The following is an 18,258-nucleotide window of genomic DNA, read 5'->3' as shown; positions in this document are numbered from 1 at the left end:
CGAGGCAGTCGATGCCCGGCCTGCTAGTCGTCTGCCGGGCGCTTGAGCGTGTCCAGCAGCCGAGCCAGTACTGCGTCCGGGGCGGTGTTCCAGTCGCCGGTGAGAACGTGATGGGTGCGCCAGCCGCCGGTTGCCAGAGCGCGAGGATGGGTGGTCAGGCGCTCCAGCAGCGTGTCGGCGGCCAGGCGCTCCGGCGTGTCCACCAGCACGGCCAGGCGATGCCCGGTGTCGTCCGGAAGACGGAGCGCGAGGTCGCAGCGGAAGACGGACTCGCCGACCGCGGTCTCCACGATGACGCCGTTCTCCCGCAGGGCCTGCGTCAGCTGCTCCACCACCGCGGACCTGGCCACCTGTGAAGTCGCGGTGGCACGGGCCGGATAGTGCGAGAGCGCCGCGCGGGTGGCTTCGGCGTTCGCCTGGGAGACGGCGTTGGCGTAGCCGAGGAAGCGGCGCAGGGTGTTGGCGCCGTCGTTGTAGGTGTTGGTGATCGCTTCCGGCTCGATGCTGCTGACGATCACCATGTGCTGACGGGCCCGGCTGAAGATGACGTTCAGCCGCTTCTCGCCACCCGAGGTGTTGATCGGGCCGAAGTTCATCAGCATCCGCCCGTCCGGTCCGGCCGCGTAGCAGACGCTCATGATGACGACGTCGCGCTCGTCGCCCTGGACGTTCTCCAGGTTCTTCACGAACAGACCGGCGTCCTGCTCGTCGCGGGTGCGGACCTGCTCGGCCTCGTACCGCGTGCCGAACTCCGGATCGGCCTCGGCCAGCTCGTCCAGGGCCCGCTCGATCTCGCCCTGCTGGGCCTCCGAGAACGCGACGATCCCCAGGCTCTTGCCGGTGTCGCGCGCCAGCAGCTCGCGGACCAGCCCGGCGATCCACCGTGCCTCCGCCGGATTGGTCCGCCGGACGTAGACGCCGTCGGCCACCCGTACCGCGGTGATGCTGCCGGCCAGCATCCCGTCGACCACCTCGGTGACCTGGGACGGTGACTCGTCTCCCGCGCGGAGCGTCCACGGGGGCGCGGAACGGGCCGGCAACCGATCGGGGATGGTGGCGAGCCGCCCCTGGTAGAACGCCGCGTTGCTGAAGGAGATCAGGGCCTCGGAGCGGCTGCGGTAGTGCCAGGTCAGCATCGTCGAGGCGAGCCGTAGCGCGCTGATCGCCAGGAAGCTGTCGTCGGACAGGGCGACCCCGACCTGCTCGGCCTCGTCGTCGGGATCCGCGGCCGGGGTGGTGACCCGGAAGTACTGCGTGGGTGGCAGCTGCATCTGGTCGCCGACGACAATCACCTGGGGAGCGCGGTGCAGGGCAGGTATCGCCTCCTCGACCGGGATCTGACTGGCCTCGTCGTAGATGACGACGTCGAAGAAGGTGTCCAGGGGCAGGGTGTCGGAGACCGACGACGGACTCATCAGCCAGACCGGGCGAAGCAGCGAGACGACCCGGCCGGACGCGCCGGAGGCGAGATCGCGGATCGACTTGTAGCGCATCACCTTGCCGAACTCGTGCTCCAGTTCGCGCCGGCCGGTGGCGAAGGTCTTCTTGCGTTCGCGGTCCTCCGGCGACATGCCGGTCACGCTGAGCTCGGAGTGGGCGAGCTCGGTCAGGAAGCGGCGCCGTACGCCGGACACCACCACCTCGGCGTTGACCTTGGTCAGCTCGTCGTACACCAGGCTCAGCTCGCCGACGATCGAGTCGAGCCGCGCGGAGGTCACCTCACCGAGCAGCGGTGTCGCCGCGCGAGCCCGCTCCCAGTGCAGTGCGGACACGGCGTACTCGAGTTGGTCGGGAGTCGCCTCCAACTCCCGTACGGCGGCCTGCACGGCAGCCGGCGCTTCGCCCAAGCGGCGCATCACCGGGACCAGTCGCTGCACCACCGGCACCAATCCGCCGCCGGCCAGCACCTCGACCACCTCGCGCACACCTTCGAGCGTCCGCTGCTGGTACTCGTCGATCAGCAAGCGCGACGTCACCGCCTCCGCCTCTGCCAGGACGCGTCCCGCCTGCGCGAGCGCCGTGACGACCGCGCTGGAGAGTGTGCTGCCCGGCTGGTCGGGGGTGGCCAGAGTGGCGAGCCATGCGGTTACGGCCGGATCCTGTGTCATGGTCTGGATCGTCTGAGCCAGGTCGGCCGGGTTGGTCGTGCCCCACTCGCGGCTGAACTTTTCGGCGCTGCCGGTCACGGCGGCGGAAGCGTCGTGGGCCGCCAGCAGCGTGGTGAGAATCTCGACCACCGATGGCTGGACCGCCCGGGTGGAGCCGTCGAAGCGGGAACGGACCAGAGACCTCACCCGCCGCCAATCACCGGAGAGGAAGGAGAGCAGGCCGCCTTCTTTGCTTTGGGCAACGAGAAGCGCAGAGCGCGCGTCGGCCGGCGGAAGGGGGTCGGTCCAGCCTGCCGTCTCGGTCCACGCGGCGCGCTCGGCCGTCAACAAGGCATCATGCTCGGCCGCGGCGGCACGAAGCTCACGAGAGTCCGCCGAACCGCTGTCGAGTACGCCGGTCCTGCCGCGCTCGGCGAGGGGCAACATGCTCGTCCCGAGCGCAGCCAGTCGCCGGATGACTCCGAGCTCGACGTCCTGCCACCGGCTCTGGGACGCGGTCGGCACTCCGTCCAGCCGTTCGCGGTGGGCAACCACGTCAGGCGTGTCAGGCGCGTCAACCACGTCAGGCGCGTCGAGCGCGTCAGCCAGGTCGGGCGCGTCGAGCGCGTCAGCCAGGTCGGGCGCGTCGAGCGCGTCAGCCAGGTCGGGCGCGTCGAGCGCGTCAGCGAGGTCGGGCGCGTCAGCCAGGTCGGGCGCGCGGAGACCGGTGAGCGCGGCGGCGACTGCCGACCAGGCGTTGCGGGCTTCGGCCGCGATCGCGGGAATCTCGGTGTCGGCTCCGGGCGACGACCAGACGGCCGGGGCGATGAGGCTCAGCGGGCTGCGGGCGAGAATGCCCTGGCTGGCCGGGTCTGCGGTGGCCAGGCCTGTCGAGAGCTCGCGGACGACCTCGCGAGCTGTCCACCAGTCACTCGGAGCCGGGATCAGGCGGCGCTGGGCGGCGTCGAGCGAAGCGCCCCACTCGTGCGAGCGCAGCTCGGCCAGAGTGCCGACGACAGTGCGAAGCGAGGGTGTCCCGGCGGCAAGCTGGGCTTCGAAGTCACCGACGGTGCCGAGCAGCCGATCGACGCGAGCCACCAGCGCGTCGCGGCGTACGGTCAGGGGGTCGAGATCATCGTCCGCGGCGAGCCAGGCTTCGTAGGTGTCGCGCAACCCGTGCACGAACGCCTTCTTGTCGGCTTGGGAGTCGTGGATCAGCGTGCAGAGTCCGTCCAGGCGCCGGCTCACCAGCCGCGCGTGGACGACGTCGAGCGCCGCGCGCTTCTGGCAGACGAACAGCACCCGCTGACCGCGCGCCACGAAGTCGGCGATCATGTTGGTGATCGTCTGGGACTTACCGGTCCCCGGCGGTCCCTGGATGACGAAGCTCTCGCCGCGTTGCGCGCGGGCCACCGCAGCCACCTGCGAACCGTCCGCAGGCACCACCAGATGCCGCTCGGACGTCGGCAGTTCCGGCGGGTCGGAGACCAACGGCCGGGGTCGGTCCGAGAACAACTGGTCGAACGACGGACAGGACCGCCCGGTGTCCAGCAGTTCGTCGTAGTCGCGCACGAGCCCGAGTGTCCGGTAGTTGAAGTTGGCCAAGGCGACCGCGCACAGATCGACGTCCCACGAGTACGGGCTGCCGTCGCCGGTCTCCAGCACGTAGGTGTCGGTCTCGATCGCTCCTGGCCGCCGCGGCTCGCCGAACACCACACTCAGCGGCAACTCCTGCACCGCAAGCTGATTGCGGAAGATCTGGACCCCGAGCGGCTCGTAGTCCGACCGGCGGTAGGAGTACGGGTAGCGTCGGCCGCCGAACTCGTTCGCCGTGTTCCCGTGCTGCCGACGGCGGTAGCTGCGCAGCTTCACCATCGCGCGCTGCCGGACCAGGTCGATCCGGGGCTTCGACCGCAGGTGCAACTGCAGCCCCGGCTCCGAGGCCTGCAACTCGGCCCGCAACCGCTCGTGCAGTACGCCGAGGGCGTCCGGCTCGGTCAGATCCACCCGAGCCGGCAGCTTGATCCCGTACAACTGGTGCAGGTGATGCCGCAGCGTCGGGTTGATCTCGGCCACCGGATCGGTGATCCGCACCGTGTAGGAGTCGCGCACGCCCCGCTTCTTCGCGAGCTCGACCTTCACCAGCACCAGCGGCGACGTCAGCCGGGTGTCGGGATCGTTCTTGAGGTCGTGCCAGCGCAGGAACGCCGGGACGAGCCGCAACTGGTCCTGCCCGTACTCCGCGCGGTCGCGTCTGGCCGTCGAGATCAGCTTGTCCAGCGCGCCCGCGGCGTACGGCGCCTCGTCGTACCGGATCCACTTGCCGAGGGTCTGGGCCTTGCCGTTGACCAGCAGACCGGCGAGGTCGGCGTTCCAGGTGAAAAGCTGCTCGGCGCGGATGTTGCGGACGTCGAGCATCAGCGGCACGGAGACCTCGGTGAGGTTGACCGTCTGGGCGGTGTGCCGGAAGTTGACCAGCCGGTTGCGCCGGGAGAGGTCGAAAAGCCTGTCCCGCAAGGCGGTCAGCACTGCTTCCCGCCGGTCGGCGGTGCCCTGCGTGATCGCGTCGACGTCGAAGTCGAGCGGCTGGTCGCGGTAGTTCTCCAGCTGCTCGGTCAGTGAGCGCAGATCCTGGGCGCGGTGATGACGGTCGGGCTCGGCCATCTGGGACGCGACCGACACGATCACCGGATGGAGCGAGCCGGCCAGCCGGTAGTAGTTGCCGCGGGCCCCGATCAGCTGGGCGACGGACTCCGGCTCCGACAGGTCGAGGCCGCAGCCGAGGCCCAGCAGGAGCTGCCCGAGGCTGAAGATGTCGGTCAGCGGATCGTGATGACCGAGCACGTGCTCCCAGCTCTGCCAGCCCGGCACGAGCACCGGCGCGGTGATCGCCTCCGGCACCGGCTCGGTCACCTGCACCTGCTGCCGGCCGCCGCTCTCGCCGAGATCCAGCTGCACCTGCCGATGTGCCACGACCTCGACCGCGGCACCGCGATGCCCTTCCCTGGCGGCGAGCTGAGCGGTCTCGATCAACGGCCGGCCGGCGTCTTCGGGGGCGAAACCCAGCCTGGTGCGATCGTCGGCGGTAATCCGCTCGAGACCACGCAGCGGCGCCACCAGCCCACGCTCGTGCACCTCCGCGGTCGCGTGGAACAGCGGCAGCACGGCAGCCAGCAGCGCGTCGTTACCGAGGCCGCCCTGCGACACGGCGAGCGCGACCAGGTCCTTCATGACGTCACCGCCCGGGTCAGCTCGGCACGGCGCTGGTTGCTCCAGCCCAGCTCGTCGTCGGCCAGATCGTCGTACTCCGCAAGACCCGCGCGGCGCGCCAGCGTCAGCGAAGCGACCAGGCCGTCGTCCCCCAGCTCGGGATCGGCGGTCGCAAGGTCGAGCAACAGATAGCAGAGGTACTGCCGGGTCGCGGCGGTCAGCACCCGGGGTCGCGGGATCGGAGCGCCGTCGACCGGACGGATCGCCAGCGGTTCGTCGAACCGCGGCACCACACCGCCCGGCACACCGAGGGGCCCGGGCGGATCAGCGAAGCCGGCGGCGTAGGTGGCGACCGTGTCCGACCGCAGCCCTTCCGCCTGCGCGATGTGGGCGGCGAAATCGGTGCTCAGCTCGCGCAACAGGACGGCATCGAGCAGGTCCGGCGAGTCGACGTCCAGCGGCCCGGTCAGCAGCACCTCGACGTCTTCGTCGGCCAGCCAGGTCTGCAGCGCCCAAGCGCGAGCGACTCCTTCGGGGTGACTCGTGCCACGGCTGCCGGTGCTCAGGTCCAGCTCACCTGCCTGCCGGAGATAGGCCGCCGGGTCCACGGAGCCCAGACCGGTCTGGACCTTCAGCAACGCGCTCACCGTCGTACCGAGGTCTCCGCAGGCGACCAAGGCGCCGCGGTCGGCGAACAGCTCGCAGGCCATCGTCCAGCGGCGATGCGTCTCCAAGTACTGCGCGGGAGTCCGCGCGTCGCCTGCGGCGGCGTCGAGCAACCGATCGACAGCGAGGTAGGCGCCGTCTTCGAGCGTCCACAACACGCGATGCGCCAGCTCGTGCCCGCAGACCGCGGTCAGCTCGTCGGCGTCCAGTCGCTCCAGCAGCGGTCCCTCGAAGAGGATGATCGCCCGCTCTCGCTGATGGAGGAGAGAAGCATTCGGCTGACCCGCGCCCTGTGCCTGGTAGAACTCGAGCTCCACCTGCAGCCCCAGCGCCTCCGCGGCGCGCAGCCCCGCCGCGTGCAGCTCGGGATGGCCGCCGGCCTCCAGCCGATAAGTGTTGCGCAGCAGCACCTCGCTCAACGCCGAGTCCTGCGCCTGCTCGTCGTGCAGCGCCGCCCAGGCGCGCTCGTCCACCCGGCGCAGGTGCGTGAGCACGGACCGGTGATACCCCAGCGGCAAGAGCGTTTTGACCACAGCGTCACCCTAACCAGCCGCACCGACGAAGAGTTCGGCCGACGACTTTGCCCGGCAGGTACTTTCTGCAAGGTGGAGCTGAACTGCGTTGTCGACGACGTGAGTGGCGTCGAGCACCCGCTGGGGATCGTCTGGCACACGGCGCCGTCGGACGACGACGTGACCTCGGTCGCCGCGGAGCCGGCGAAAGCGCCGGTGGTCCGGTTACCGGACGTGCAAGAGCCGGCGAATTCCTTCGCCGAGGTCTGGACCACCGGCAGGCCTGTCGTCGCGGGGGAGTTCGACGAACTGGTCTACGGCCACGACGGGGAGTACGCGTTCTGCGCAGTACAGGTGGCGCCGGCCGGCAGGTACGCGCCGGCCGTCCGGGATGCCTATCTGAGCCTGCTGCTGGCGATCGCCGATCTCGGTTATCCCCACGTGTTCCGGATCTGGAACACGATCCCGCGGCTCACCGAGCGCAACGCCGACGGCCTGGAGATCTACCAGGACTTCTGCCGGGGTCGTGCCGAGGCCTTCGACTTGTCGCCTGTCCGGCTGGCTTCGCTGCCGGCCGCCACGGCAGTGGGCGGGCAGGGCGACGGCGTCATCGTCTATCTGTTGTCCCGCCGTACCGAGCCACATCTGGCCCTCGAGAACCCGCAGCAGGTCCCGGCGTACCGCTATCCCGTCCAGTACGGCGCCCGCCCACCGGCCTTCGCGAGAGCAGCCCGCACCGGCGACCACCTCTACCTCTCCGGTACGGCGTCCGTTCTCGGCCATGAAACCGCTCATGGTGGCGACCTCCCCGCCCAGTGCCGCACGATCTTCGACAACTTGACCGCTCTGCTCGCCACGCAGTCCGCCGATCTCTCGGCCCTCCGCACGATCAAGGTTTACGTCCGTCACGGGCCCGACCTCGAGACTGTCCGGGCGCTCTGCGGGCAGCACTTCGCGCCGGACGCCCGGATCGACTACCTGGTGACCGAGCTCTGCCGCTCGGATCTCCTGGTCCAGGTCGAGGCCGTCGGCCGGACCTCACCGGTTTCCTCCGCGATCGTCCTCGGCTAGTACTAGTGTCAGCCTGCCCCGGGAGGGGCAAATGGACGAGGTAACCGATCGAGGAGATGACCGGCGTGAAGCTCTACTCCGACGTGGGCGTGCAGCGGTTCGGGCAGGTCTTCGGGGATCTGCTGTTGCTGGGCTGGATCGCCTTCTGCACGGCGCTCGGCCTGACCGTCTTCAAGATCACCAACGCGCTCGGGTATCCGGGCCGTAAGACCGCTGAGGCCGGTGACGGGCTGGCGGCCGACCTGCAGAAGTTCTCCGAGCCGGTGGGCAAGGTGCCCGCCGTCGGGGACGAACTGAGCGCGCCGATCCAGGGCGCGGCCAAGGCGGCCACCAGACTGGCCGAGGCCGGCCGGGACCAGGCCCAGGCCGTCGAGCAGCTGGCCTACCTGCTGGCCGGCGTGACGATCGGGCTGCCGGTCCTGTTCGCCCTGCTGATCTGGCTGCCGCGCCGGATCAGGTTCTCCCGCCGGGCGACGGCGGCCCGCAGGTTCATCGACAACGCCGCCGATCTGGACCTGTTCGCGCTGCGTGCGATGGCCAACCAGCCGATGCACAAACTCGCCAAGATCTCCGACGACCCGGTCACCGCCTGGCGCGAGGGCGATGCCGCCGTGATCACTCAGCTCGCCGACCTGGAGCTCCGCAGTACGGGCCTGCGGTTGCCGCCGCCGGCGGTCGGTAGCTGAGCTTTTGGGCCAGGCGGTTCACTTCGTCAGAGCAGGGCGTGGGGTGGCAGGGTGCGCAGCTGCTTGACCGGCGAGAAGAGCAGCGGAGCGCAGCTTGCCGCGAGGCCGGCAGAGGCGAGCAGGAGCGATGGACCCAGGCCGACCAGTTCGCCCAGGCCGCCTCCGATCAAAGCGCCGACCGGGGTGGCTCCCAGCCGCAGGAAACGGTTGCTCGCGGTGAGCCGGCCGAGCAGTCTGCCGGGGACGGCCGACTGCCACAGGGCGACGCCGTTCACTCCCCAGACCGCACCGCCGAACGAGAAGCCGAACTGCGCCAGGGCTGCTGCTCCGACGGCGAGTGCGCCCGGCATCAAGGCGGCCAGCGGCAGGATGGCGGCGAAGGCGCCGACGCCGAGATAGACGCCGATGAGGCTCGGTCCCAGACCCATCGAGGAAGCGACGCGGCCGGCGGCGAGCGCGCCGAGCAGCGCGCCGGCCCCTCCCGCGCCGAAGACGATTCCGAGCTCGGTCGGCGAGGCGTGGACGACGGTGGTCAGGAAGACCACGACCAGCGCGGTCCGTACGCCGGTGAAGAAGCCGTAGATCATGCTCGACTTGGTCATCGCCGCCAGCACGAGGTGCTGCCACAGAGTGCGGAGGCCTGCAACGATCGCCTCGGTACCGGATTGGTCCTGGTCCTTGCTGACCGGTGGTTCCGGCCGCCGGATGAGACTCAGCAGCAGAGCCGAGACGAGGAGACTGACGATGTTTCCGACGATGGCCAGCGGCGCGCCGAGCAGCTGGACCAGCCCACCGGCCGCGTTGGGGCCGACGATGTTGGCGACCGCCGCGCTTCCTTGCAGGGCCGTGTTCGCCTCGGTGACGCGGGCGCGGCTGACGAGCGTCGGCAGGTAGGAAGGGAAGGCCACGTCGAAGAGGCTGGTGAGCGCACCGGTCGCGAAGGCGACGACGTACAGCAGTTCGAGTGACAGCCATCCGGCCAGGGCGCCCAGCGGGACGATCCCGAGGATCAGGGCCCGTCCGAGGTCCGCGGTGATCATCAGCCGGCGACGTGAGCCACGGTCGACCCAGACTCCGGCCAGCAGCGTGAACACCAGGGCGGGGGCGAACTGGACCGCCGCGAGGATGCCCATCTCCATCGCGCCCGCGTGGAGGACGAGCGCAGCGGTGAGTTGCAGCGCCAGCACACTGACGTGGAAGCCGAAGGCTGCCAGCGTCGTACCGGTCCAGAGCTTGACGAAGGCGCCGTCACGCCAGAGCGAGCCGGCGGTCACGAGCCCTGCGGATCCGCGCTGCCGGAGGGCCGCCAGGCCGTTGGATCCGCCCGGACGATATCGAGCCGGAGCAGTTCGGCCGTGATGCCGTTCGCCCAACGGTGCAACGATTGTGAGTCGTGCGGATAGGCGGCCGTGTAGCCGGAACTGTAGAGCACCCCGCCTTCCGTCACCAGGAAGTCCGGGCAGTCTCGCCGACGGGCGGTGATGGCCACCATCGAGTCGTGGCCGACGACTTCCGGGTCGAACCCGTCGACGGCAACAGGTCCCCGCTGCTCGCTGCCGTCGGCGATGAAGCGCGGACCGACCGGCTCCTCGACCGGCCGCAACCGGATCGACGTCCAGGCGGGTGGCGCGCTCAACGTCCAGGGCCACAGGCCGAGCAGCCGGAGCAGCGGTTGCCTCAGCCGCGTGGCCGCTTGCCGGTGGAACCGCAGCCGGCTGTTGCGGGCTGCCCAGGCGAGGTGCTTCTCGATGTCCACCAACGTGGTTGCGACGACGTGGGGAAGCGCCCACCGCCAGCCGTGCTGCTTCCGGTCGAAGTCCAGCGTGGTCGCGGCACGGTAGGGCAGCGCGCGAAGTGGAGCCGTCCAGGTGAAGCCCTGTCCTTCGGGCGGTGACAGGAGTTTGGTGAAGCGGGCAACGATCGGGCGACTCCGCATCGGTGGCCGCTTCGAGCCGGTTGCCTCCAGCAACAGGTCGAGAATCTCGGCCAGGCCGTTGTCTTCCGCCGTACGGCCGAGGTAGTTCCAGTCGATTCGCTGGTCGTGCACGAGGACGTAGGCGTCGTTCAGGTCTCGCAGGTGGATGGATCCTTCCCGGCTGCGATGCGCCGCGAGCACGAGCAGGGCATCCTCCGGTGACGGAGCGGCGGCGGTCCGGCCGTCCAGCGACAGCTGCTCGCTGCGCTCCCAGAGCGGAGCCCGCAGGGCCAGGTTGCCGACCATGTCGAAGGTTCCGCAGTGCACGTCGACGCCGGCAGCGGTGGGATGGTCGAGATCGATCTTCAAGCCGATCAGTCCGGGACCACGCCGGGAGAGATCGGCTGCCGCCACGGAGTAGCCGCACTTGGCCAGTGATCGGCTCAACTGCCAGCCGGCCGAGCTGTCGGGAACCAGGATGTCGACATCCGACAGGTCGCGGGTGCCGTCCGGATAGCGAGGCAGCAGTGAGCAGCCCTTGAGAACAAGGAGCGGTACGCCGGCGGAGGTCGCCTGCCGCATCACCGTCAGCAGGCTGTCGAAGATCAACGACTGCCGTTTGCGGAGCGCCGACCGGAGTACCTGGACGCCGGACTCGACCTTTTCCTCTTCAACGTAGGCCGTGTGAAGCCCGTGCCACAGGCGGCGCAGTTCGGGGGACGCCCAGAGCTGGTCGAGGGCCTTGCTCGTGACCAGTGGGCGGTTCCCTTGCTCCCAAGCCAGCAGACGGTCCATCACCAGGCTGGGCACGCGTTCTTCGAGTGCGTGGGCGATCAGCGCCACGGCTTCGTCCTCGTCGAGTCGCCGCAGTTCGGCGTACGCGACCTGGAGATCCGGGGCCGGTAGTGCAAGGCTGCCAAGAATACGAACGAGTGAAGCTAGCTGTTCGGTCTGCATCCCACTCCGTCCAGAAGGCTCGAAGGAAGCCCGGACGCGATCTCGAGGACAGCGAAGGCAGCTGCGTCGGCATCCGGGCCGTAGTTCAGCTGGACGCAGTGCACATGGTTGCTGCTGAGGAACCGCCTCAGTTGTTGCTCGACCCTTGCTCGCTTGCCGGACAGCCCGTACACGCCTTCGCGCCGGATGAACCAGGGCAGCAGATCCGTCGAGAGCAGCGCTGCTGCACGGTCGGCGGGAACGCCGGCAGTTGCAGGAATGCTGCGGTCCGGCTCGAAGCGCGGCAGTACCAGCAACGTCGAGTCGGTGCGTGTCTCGTCGAGAGGCCCGAAGAGCGACCGCGCCGAGACGTGGAACTCGCCGCCGTGGTGAGTGAGTGCCGGGGATCGGCCATGGCGCCTCGTGAAGTGGCGCCGAGCATAGTCGGCGGCTCGCGTCGTCAGCGAAAGATCCTTGTAGTCGAACCCGAGGACTGCTGCCTCAGGCGTGATCACAACGCTGTCGTCGGCGACGTACTTCGCTCCTGCGTTGACGGCGGCCAACGTCAGCGTAGTTTTACCTGCACCTTCTGGTCCGGCGAAGACAATGGTCGCGTCGTCACTACGGACGGCCGCGGCATGTAAGCCGTAAAGGTCTGACTGTGCCATCAAGCTCTCCAGCGCCATGACGCTGGTCGTGTAGCCTGCTCGTCGATGTTGCTCCCGGGTCACCAGCAGCGTTCCGTTGGCCCTCGACCGATGAATCGACCATAGATAAGGCAGTACGCCGTCGCTGAACCGCATCGCGCCGCAGACCCCCGGCCCGGCCTCTTCGGTACTGATCCACTGCGGCACGGACGGACTGGTACTCCGAAGTCCCGCGAAGTCACCGCCGAGTACGGCCTCCGCAGCAGCCAACAGTCCGTCATCGGCCACTGCAGCGAATACCACCTGCCTGGAAGGCGGTGCCGCCGGCAGCGAGCTCAACTGGCTCATCAACCGCTTCACCGGCTGCAGCGAGTCGGCCGAGTCGGCATCCACTTGGCAACGGACGCTGAGCGGCCCGTACGTCAGGTCGAACACCTGACTGGTTCGAGCCAGGATCGCCTGTTCGAGGTGGTCGATTCCCTGGACCAGGTCTGCACGGGTCGAGGCCACGCTCAGCTCCCGTCCTGCTGCTCGAGTCGTGCCAGGCGGTCCCGCTGAGCCTCGGCCTCGGCCCGGAGTACGCCTGCGTGGACTTCGATGCGCTGCGGCCCCGACCGGCTCGACAACTCCTCGATCCCGATGTCTGGGAACGTTCCGGGCTCGCGTGGCGCTCCGTAGCCCAGAACCGCGAGTTCCACGTTCACCATCGCGGAGAAGCACATGGCGCACGGCTCCGCGTTCGTGTAGATGCCGAAGCCGGCCAGTGTCAGGGTGTCCGTCGCCCGGCACTGTGCCCGGATCAGGTTCACCTCCGCGTGGGCGAGCGGATCTGCCAGCTCGGCAACACGGTTCCGGTCCCGCGCGACCACCTCGCCCGCGGCGTCGACGAGTACCGCACCGAAAGGGCGGCTGCCCATCTTGGCGGCTCTTTCGGCCAGCTGCATCGCCTCACGGACGTACGACTCGAGCTTCGCGTCCCGCGTACTCATGGAGCTCAGGTACGCCGGGCCAGCAGTCGCGTGATCGAGTGGTGATGCGGCACCTCGGTGTGCGGATGGAAGTCCGCCAGATCGGTGTCCGACGCGTGCAGGAGCTCCCAGTCGCGATAGGCGTCGACGTAGTACTCGTGGGGCAGCAGACAGGGCTGGAAGTGTGCGCCGTGGCCGCTCAGGTCCTGGGAGCGGTCGTTGAAGGCGGAGAAGACGTTGAGCCCTCCTGGCCGGGTCAGGGCCTGCATCCGGGCCAGGGCGTCGCCGACCTCCGCCCGGTCGCGCAGACAGTGGAACGATCCGGTGGCGAGCACCAGGTCGAACTCCCCGTCCAGTTCCACCTGCCGCAGGTCACCGACCTCGAAACGCAGGTTCTCCAACGGGGGCCACAGCTTCTTGGTGTGCTCGATGGCGAGACCGGAGACGTCGAAGGCGCGGACGTCGGCGCCCCGCGAGGCGAGGTAGTAGGAGTTCTTGCCTTCACCACAACCGATGTCGAGCACCTTCGCCGACGACAGGTCCGTCAGCGTCGCCGCCCGCTCGACCAGCGTCGCCGGATCCTTGCCCCAGAAGCAGGGGCAGGCGGCGTAGCCCTCGTCGTAGCCACCATCTGCCCCGGCCACCGCTGCTGCCGTCGACTGCGTAGTAGGTCCTGTGCTGCCCATGGGCTTCCTTTCTGCTCGAACCAACGGGTCTGTAGCCGAACGATCACGGGTGGTTCCCAGTTGCGTCGCCAACAAACCCGGCGGCACGTCGGCGGGCCGGAATCGGCCTGGTCGCGGCGTGCGGGGTGAGCTCGAAGGGGTACTGGGGTGCGGTGTTGGTAAGAGCAGAAGGCGGATGGAGCCAGAAGGAAGGTCGCGTGCAGGAACCGGATCGGCGGGTGTCAGTCGTGGTGATCACGTACAACAGGCGAGCTGAGCTGGACACGGCGCTCCATCGGCTGGAGCAGCTGCCGGAACAGCCGTCGATCGTGGTGGTCGACAACGGCTCGGAGGATGGCACCGCCGACCTGGTTCGGCGGCGGCATTCGCAGGTGCAGCTGATCCGGTCGGAGCGCAATCTCGGGGCGGTCGGGCGCAACGTGGGAGTCGCTGCGGTCCGTACGCCGTACGTGGCATTCTGCGACGACGACACGTTCTACGAGGCCGGTGCACTCACACTGGCCGCCGACCTGTTGGACGACCATCCGGCGCTGGCGGTGGTGACGGCGAAGATCCTGGTCGAGCCCGGTGGGCGGGTGGATGCGATCTGCGAGGAGATGGCGCAGAGTCCGTTGCAGCGGCCGGAAGGCGTGCCGGGGCATCCGCTGCTGAGCTTTCTCGCGGGCGTGTCCGTCGTCCGGCGGGAGGCGTTCCTGCAGGCCGGTGGCTTCTCGCGGCACCTTTGGCTGGGCGGGGAAGAAGAACTTCTCGCCTCGGACCTGGCCCGGGCCGGCTGGTCCATGTCGTACGTGCCCGAAGTGGTGGCTCACCATCAGGCGTCGAAGCTTCGCGACGCGCATCTGCGCCGGCGGCACGGAATCCGGAACACGTTGTGGTTCACCTGGTTGCGAAGGCCGCTGGCGAGCGCGATCGTCCGCACCGTCCGGCATCTGGCCCGGGTCCCGCGCGACCGGATCAGCATGTACGCCGTTGCCGACGCGCTGCGCGGCCTGCCCTGGGTTCTCCGGGAGCGCAAGGTGGTGCCCGACCATGTCGAGCGCGGCTACCAGCTGCTCGACCACATGCAACTCACCAGCAAGGCGCGCAGATATGTGTCCTGAGCAGGTACCGGCGACGAACCACGAGAGCCCGGTGACCGTTGTGGTCGCGAGCCGCAATCGGAGGTCCGAGCTGCTGCAGACGCTCGGCTGTCATGCGGCGCCCGTCATCCTGATCGACAACGGATCGGCCGACGGTACCGCGGACGCCGTCGAGCAGGCCTATCCAGCCGTCCGGGTGGTCCGGCTGAGCAGCAACCAGGGCGCGCCGGCCCGCAATCTGGGCGTCGCCCTCGCCACGACGCCGTACGTCGCGTTCGCCGACGACGACTCCTGGTGGGAACCGGGAGCGCTGGAAGCCGCCGCCGAGATCCTGGACAAGCAGCCGACACTCGGCCTGCTCGCGGCGCGCATCCTGCTCGGTCAGGAGAACACCTCCGACCCGCTGAACGACCTGATGGCCGACTCGCCTCTGCAGCCCGATCCTGGCGGCTACGGCAAGCCGATCCTCGGTTTCGCCGCCTGTGCCGCGGTGGTCCGGCGGGATGCCTTCCTCGTGGCGCAGGGATTCGATCCGGTCGTCTTCTTCGGCGGCGAGGAAGAGCGGCTCGCTCTCGACCTGGCCGCCGCCGGCTGGGAGCTCTGCTACGCGCCGGAACTCGTCGTGCACCACCACCCGTCGCCGTCGCGCGGCAAGCCACAGGACCGCGAACTCCTGATCCTGCGAAACCGCCTGCTCACCGCGACGATGCGGCGACCCTGGCCCGTCGTACTGCGAGAGGCCTGGCGCGCAGTACGACACGGTTCTGTCGGCCTGCGCGCCACCCTGACCGCCGTACCGCGACTACCTGCCGCGTTGGCCGCGCGCCACAGAGTCCCCACCAGCCTGGAGCAACGCCTCTCCATCCTGGAAGCCTCGCAGACCGACCGAGCCGCGTCCGGGGTCAGTCGCTGATCTTGGACTTCGGCTGGGTCACTCATCTGTTCTCCCGTCCTTGATTCCGGGTTAGACACGCCTGCGACCGTGAAGTTGGTTGCATGGCAGTCAGAACCAGTCGGAGAGGTTTCCGCTCCGGACCGCCTGGAGGAAGGCTGTGTGGGGAGTTAGACGCTGTGGTGCTGGCTGCTCGGGGCCGCAGGGGAGGAGAGAGTGGTGGTGAAGAGGCGGGCGTCGAGTTCGTTCAGGGCGAGGCGGATCGCGCCGAGGGCGACGGAGTCGGCGCCGAGAGTGGAGGCGCGTACTTCGGGGACGCGCAGGCAGAGACGCTGCAGTTCGGCGGTCAAGGGAGCGAGGACGAGGTCGGCTGAGCGGGAGAAGCCGCCGCCGTAGATGACGACCTGGGGGTCCAGGGCGAGGACCAGGGCCGCGGCGCCGACGGCGAGATCCTTGACGTAGCGGTTGACCGCTGTCTTCGCGTGACGGTCGCCGCGGCGGGCGGCGTCGAAGACCCAGGCGGCAGCGTCGTCAGGGCTGACACTCTCCGGTACACCGGGACAGTTCTCCAGATGCGAGGGTGCCGCGAGCCAGCGAACCTGCTTGAGGGCGCCGATCTCGCCGGCCGCGCCGCCGTAGCCGCGGCGGAGTACTCCGTCGAGGATCAGGCCGGCGCCGATCCGCATGCCGGCCAGCAGGTAGATGACGTCGGCCGCGTCGCTGGCGGCGCCCTGCCATCGCTCGGCGAGGGCGGCCAGCTTGCAGTCGTTCTCGACGATGATCGGGCAGGAGAAGCGTCCGGCCAGGTGGGCGGGCAGGTCGACCTGCTGCCAGCCGGGGATGGGGGTGAAGAGGCTGGTGCGTCCGCTCGCGTCGACCGGTCCGCTGACGCCGATGGTGACCGCCCAGAGGTCCTTGGGCTTCTTCTTCGCCGCGCCGAGGCACTTCCGGATGGCCTCGTCCAGGGCCGCCAGCCGCGCCTCGGGGTCGGCGTCCGCGGGAACGGCCACTCGGTGACTCTGCAGAACCTCACCGTTCAGGTCGGCCACCAGCGCCAGAACCTTGTGAACCCCGACATCGACACCGAGCACGTACCCCGCGGTGCTGCGGAACTGGTACCGGCGGGCGGGCCGCCCGACCGCGCTGCTCGAGCCCGGTTCGATCACGGTCGCCCAGCCGTCGGCGACCAGGTTCTGGGCGATCAGGTCGGCCGCCGGCCGGGACAGACCGGTCCGCTGGGACAGTTCGGTCACCGTGGAGGGCGGGTGGTCGCGAAGGGCGCGGACGATCGTCAGCGAGTTGAGCTCACGAAGCCGTGGAAGGTCCACGCCGGCGACGGCGCCATCTGTCACGGTTTGTTGCTCCTTCGTCGTCCCCGCACACCCACCCGTCGACATTATCAACTGATCGGATAGGCAGCCCCGGTCGGCAGTTCCACCGCGGCGGTGAAGTCGACGTCACGCCCGTCGATCCGGTACTTGTACCGGCCGAGCTGCTCGATCGCGGGAGCCGCGCCCAGGTACCTCGTCATCGCCTCCAGCTCGTCGGGACGAAGCCAGGACGGCGGGTCCGACACCGCCCGGAACCGGCAGATGTCGGCCAGGTCCCGCAGCCACTCCTGTTGCTGTTCGGTGAGCAGGTTCAGGCGGCTGCGGAAGTAGACGACATCCGGGTCCACTTCAGCCACCGGCGCGTGCCAGAGGCGGTGCAGCGTGTTGACGACCGCGTTGCGAGCCATCGCGTCGGAGGGGTCGTCGCTGGCGTAGTTCTGCCACATCGGTGCGACGTCGGGCCCACTGCGCAGCCCGTCGAGAATGCCGAGGGACGGCAGCAGCAAGGCGCCGCTGCCCAGCAGGTAGACGTCGTCGCCCGCGGTCCGGCGGATCAGGGCCAGCGCCTCCCGATAGGCTTCTTCGCGGCCGGTGCCGTTCGTCCGTACGCCGGGCACGGCGGCGGCGTTGACGAAGTCGAGCTTGAGGTACCGGAATCCCCATTCGTGCACCAGCCGCTGGGTCAGCTCGACCAGGTACTCCTGCGTCTCCGGAAGAATGACGTCGAGGGCGTAGTAGCCGGCTCCCCAGTTGTAGCCGGCAACAACCGGTGCTCCGTGCTCGTCGCGCAACAGCAGGCCGGGACGCTCGACCGCGAGCCGCGAACCGGGCAGCGCGATGAACGGCGCCACCCACAGGCCCGGGGTCATCCCGGCGTCAGTGATCCGCTCAGCCAGTGCGGCCATCCCGGACGGGAACTTCTCGTTGGGCTGCCAGTCCCCGACCATCTCCTCCCAGCCGTCGTCCACCTGCACGACGTCGAAGGGAAGACCGTGCAAGGCGTCGATGTCCTTGTCGAGTTGCTGTTCGGTGATGCCTTCGTAGTACGCGTACCAGGAGCACCAGACGTTCCCGGCCCGGTTGCGGCCTTGCCCCAGGTGCTGGGCGAGTTGCCGGGTGTAGGCCGCGAAGACAGTTGCCTCAGGCCCATAAGCCGCGAACCACGGGGCGGCGCCGGACTCGTACCAGCCGGCGAGCGTGTCGCGGTCGGCAGTCAACCGCGGCACGCCCAGGCCGAGTGCTCCCAGCAGAAGCACGTTGCCTTCTTCGCCCTGGATCGCGGCGACAGCGGACGAGTGGTGCCGGCAAGGGTCGTCCCAGATGTCGTCGTCGGCCGTGACCCGGCGTACCGGGTCGGCGATCCGGAGCGGCTGGTCCGACAACTGTCGCCAGCCGCAGGGGCTCCAGGAGTTCTGCCCGTGCCGGTAGAACAGCCCGTCGCCCAGGCCGTGCAGGAGAGCGATCCTCCCCGCGGGGAGGATCACGCCTCCGTCGACGGTCCGTGGTTCGCCTGGTCCGTCGTGGCGCAGAGCGAGAGTGTGTCCGCCCAGCTCGATCAGCAGTGCCATGCTT

General features: G+C 69.2%; 13 protein-coding genes. 4 read left to right on the top strand and 9 right to left on the bottom strand.

The window, feature by feature from the left end:
* Nucleotides 1-23: 23 nt before the first annotated feature.
* Nucleotides 24-5,318, bottom strand: a complete 5,295-nt coding sequence (locus tag OX958_RS28465; protein WP_270132931.1) for an AAA domain-containing protein — start codon at nt 5,316-5,318, stop codon at nt 24-26.
* Entirely contained in the window at nt 5,315-6,496 is a 1,182-nt protein-coding gene (locus OX958_RS28460) for a M48 family metalloprotease (protein WP_270132929.1), read from the bottom strand. The genes OX958_RS28465 and OX958_RS28460 overlap by 4 nt, the downstream gene beginning before the upstream one ends.
* Before the next feature lie 72 nt (nt 6,497-6,568).
* Here OX958_RS28460 and OX958_RS28455 point away from each other — a divergent pair, with 72 nt between their 5' ends.
* Both OX958_RS28455 and OX958_RS28450 read left to right on the top strand, forming a co-directional pair.
* Nucleotides 6,569-7,546, top strand: coding sequence for a chorismate transformation enzyme, FkbO/Hyg5 family (locus OX958_RS28455; protein WP_270132926.1), 978 nt, complete (start codon nt 6,569-6,571; stop codon nt 7,544-7,546).
* Between the two features lie 56 nt (nt 7,547-7,602).
* A complete protein-coding gene (locus OX958_RS28450; protein WP_270132925.1) occupies nt 7,603-8,232 on the top strand; it encodes a hypothetical protein in 630 nt (209 codons plus the stop codon).
* Between the two features lie 26 nt (nt 8,233-8,258).
* On the opposite strand, the gene OX958_RS28445 is transcribed toward OX958_RS28450, so the two are convergent.
* From OX958_RS28445 to OX958_RS28425, 5 genes are read right to left on the bottom strand one after another with little or no spacing between them, the layout of a single operon-like run.
* Entirely contained in the window at nt 8,259-9,506 is a 1,248-nt protein-coding gene (locus tag OX958_RS28445) for an MFS transporter (RefSeq protein WP_270132924.1), read from the bottom strand.
* Complete coding sequence (locus OX958_RS28440; RefSeq protein WP_270132922.1) at nt 9,503-11,104, bottom strand: nucleotidyltransferase family protein; 1,602 nt, start codon at nt 11,102-11,104, stop codon at nt 9,503-9,505. The genes OX958_RS28445 and OX958_RS28440 overlap by 4 nt, the downstream gene beginning before the upstream one ends.
* The gene (locus OX958_RS28435) at nt 11,086-12,240 is read right to left on the bottom strand and encodes a hypothetical protein (protein ID WP_270132921.1); all 1,155 of its coding nucleotides are present in this window, start codon (nt 12,238-12,240) and stop codon (nt 11,086-11,088) included. The genes OX958_RS28440 and OX958_RS28435 overlap by 19 nt, the downstream gene beginning before the upstream one ends.
* A gap of 2 nt (nt 12,241-12,242) precedes the next feature.
* Nucleotides 12,243-12,719, bottom strand: a complete 477-nt coding sequence (locus OX958_RS28430; RefSeq protein WP_270132920.1) for a nucleoside deaminase — start codon at nt 12,717-12,719, stop codon at nt 12,243-12,245.
* A 5-nt stretch (nt 12,720-12,724) separates the two neighbouring features.
* Complete coding sequence (locus tag OX958_RS28425) at nt 12,725-13,384, bottom strand: class I SAM-dependent methyltransferase (protein ID WP_270132919.1); 660 nt, start codon at nt 13,382-13,384, stop codon at nt 12,725-12,727.
* A gap of 197 nt (nt 13,385-13,581) precedes the next feature.
* On the opposite strand from OX958_RS28425, the gene OX958_RS28420 reads away from it, so the two are divergent.
* Nucleotides 13,582-14,484, top strand: coding sequence for a glycosyltransferase family 2 protein (locus OX958_RS28420; protein ID WP_270132918.1), 903 nt, complete (start codon nt 13,582-13,584; stop codon nt 14,482-14,484).
* A complete protein-coding gene (locus OX958_RS28415; protein ID WP_270132916.1) occupies nt 14,474-15,376 on the top strand; it encodes a glycosyltransferase family 2 protein in 903 nt (300 codons plus the stop codon). Before OX958_RS28420 ends, OX958_RS28415 begins: the two co-directional genes overlap by 11 nt.
* A gap of 149 nt (nt 15,377-15,525) precedes the next feature.
* Here OX958_RS28415 and OX958_RS28410 read toward each other — a convergent pair whose 3' ends face one another.
* Both OX958_RS28410 and OX958_RS28405 read right to left on the bottom strand, forming a co-directional pair.
* Nucleotides 15,526-16,707, bottom strand: a complete 1,182-nt coding sequence (locus OX958_RS28410; RefSeq protein WP_270132915.1) for an ROK family transcriptional regulator — start codon at nt 16,705-16,707, stop codon at nt 15,526-15,528.
* 47 nt (nt 16,708-16,754) lie between these two features.
* Nucleotides 16,755-18,254 (bottom strand): glycoside hydrolase family 36 protein, encoded by a 1,500-nt coding sequence (locus OX958_RS28405; protein WP_270132914.1) that lies wholly within the window; start codon nt 18,252-18,254, stop codon nt 16,755-16,757.
* Nucleotides 18,255-18,258: the final 4 nt, after the last annotated feature.

It is taken from the genome of Kribbella sp. CA-293567, from assembly GCF_027627575.1.
Taxonomy (GTDB): Bacteria; Actinomycetota; Actinomycetes; order Propionibacteriales; family Kribbellaceae; genus Kribbella.
The sequence above is the reverse complement of the archived record's forward strand: the minus strand, read 5'-3'. Positions and strand labels throughout refer to the sequence as shown.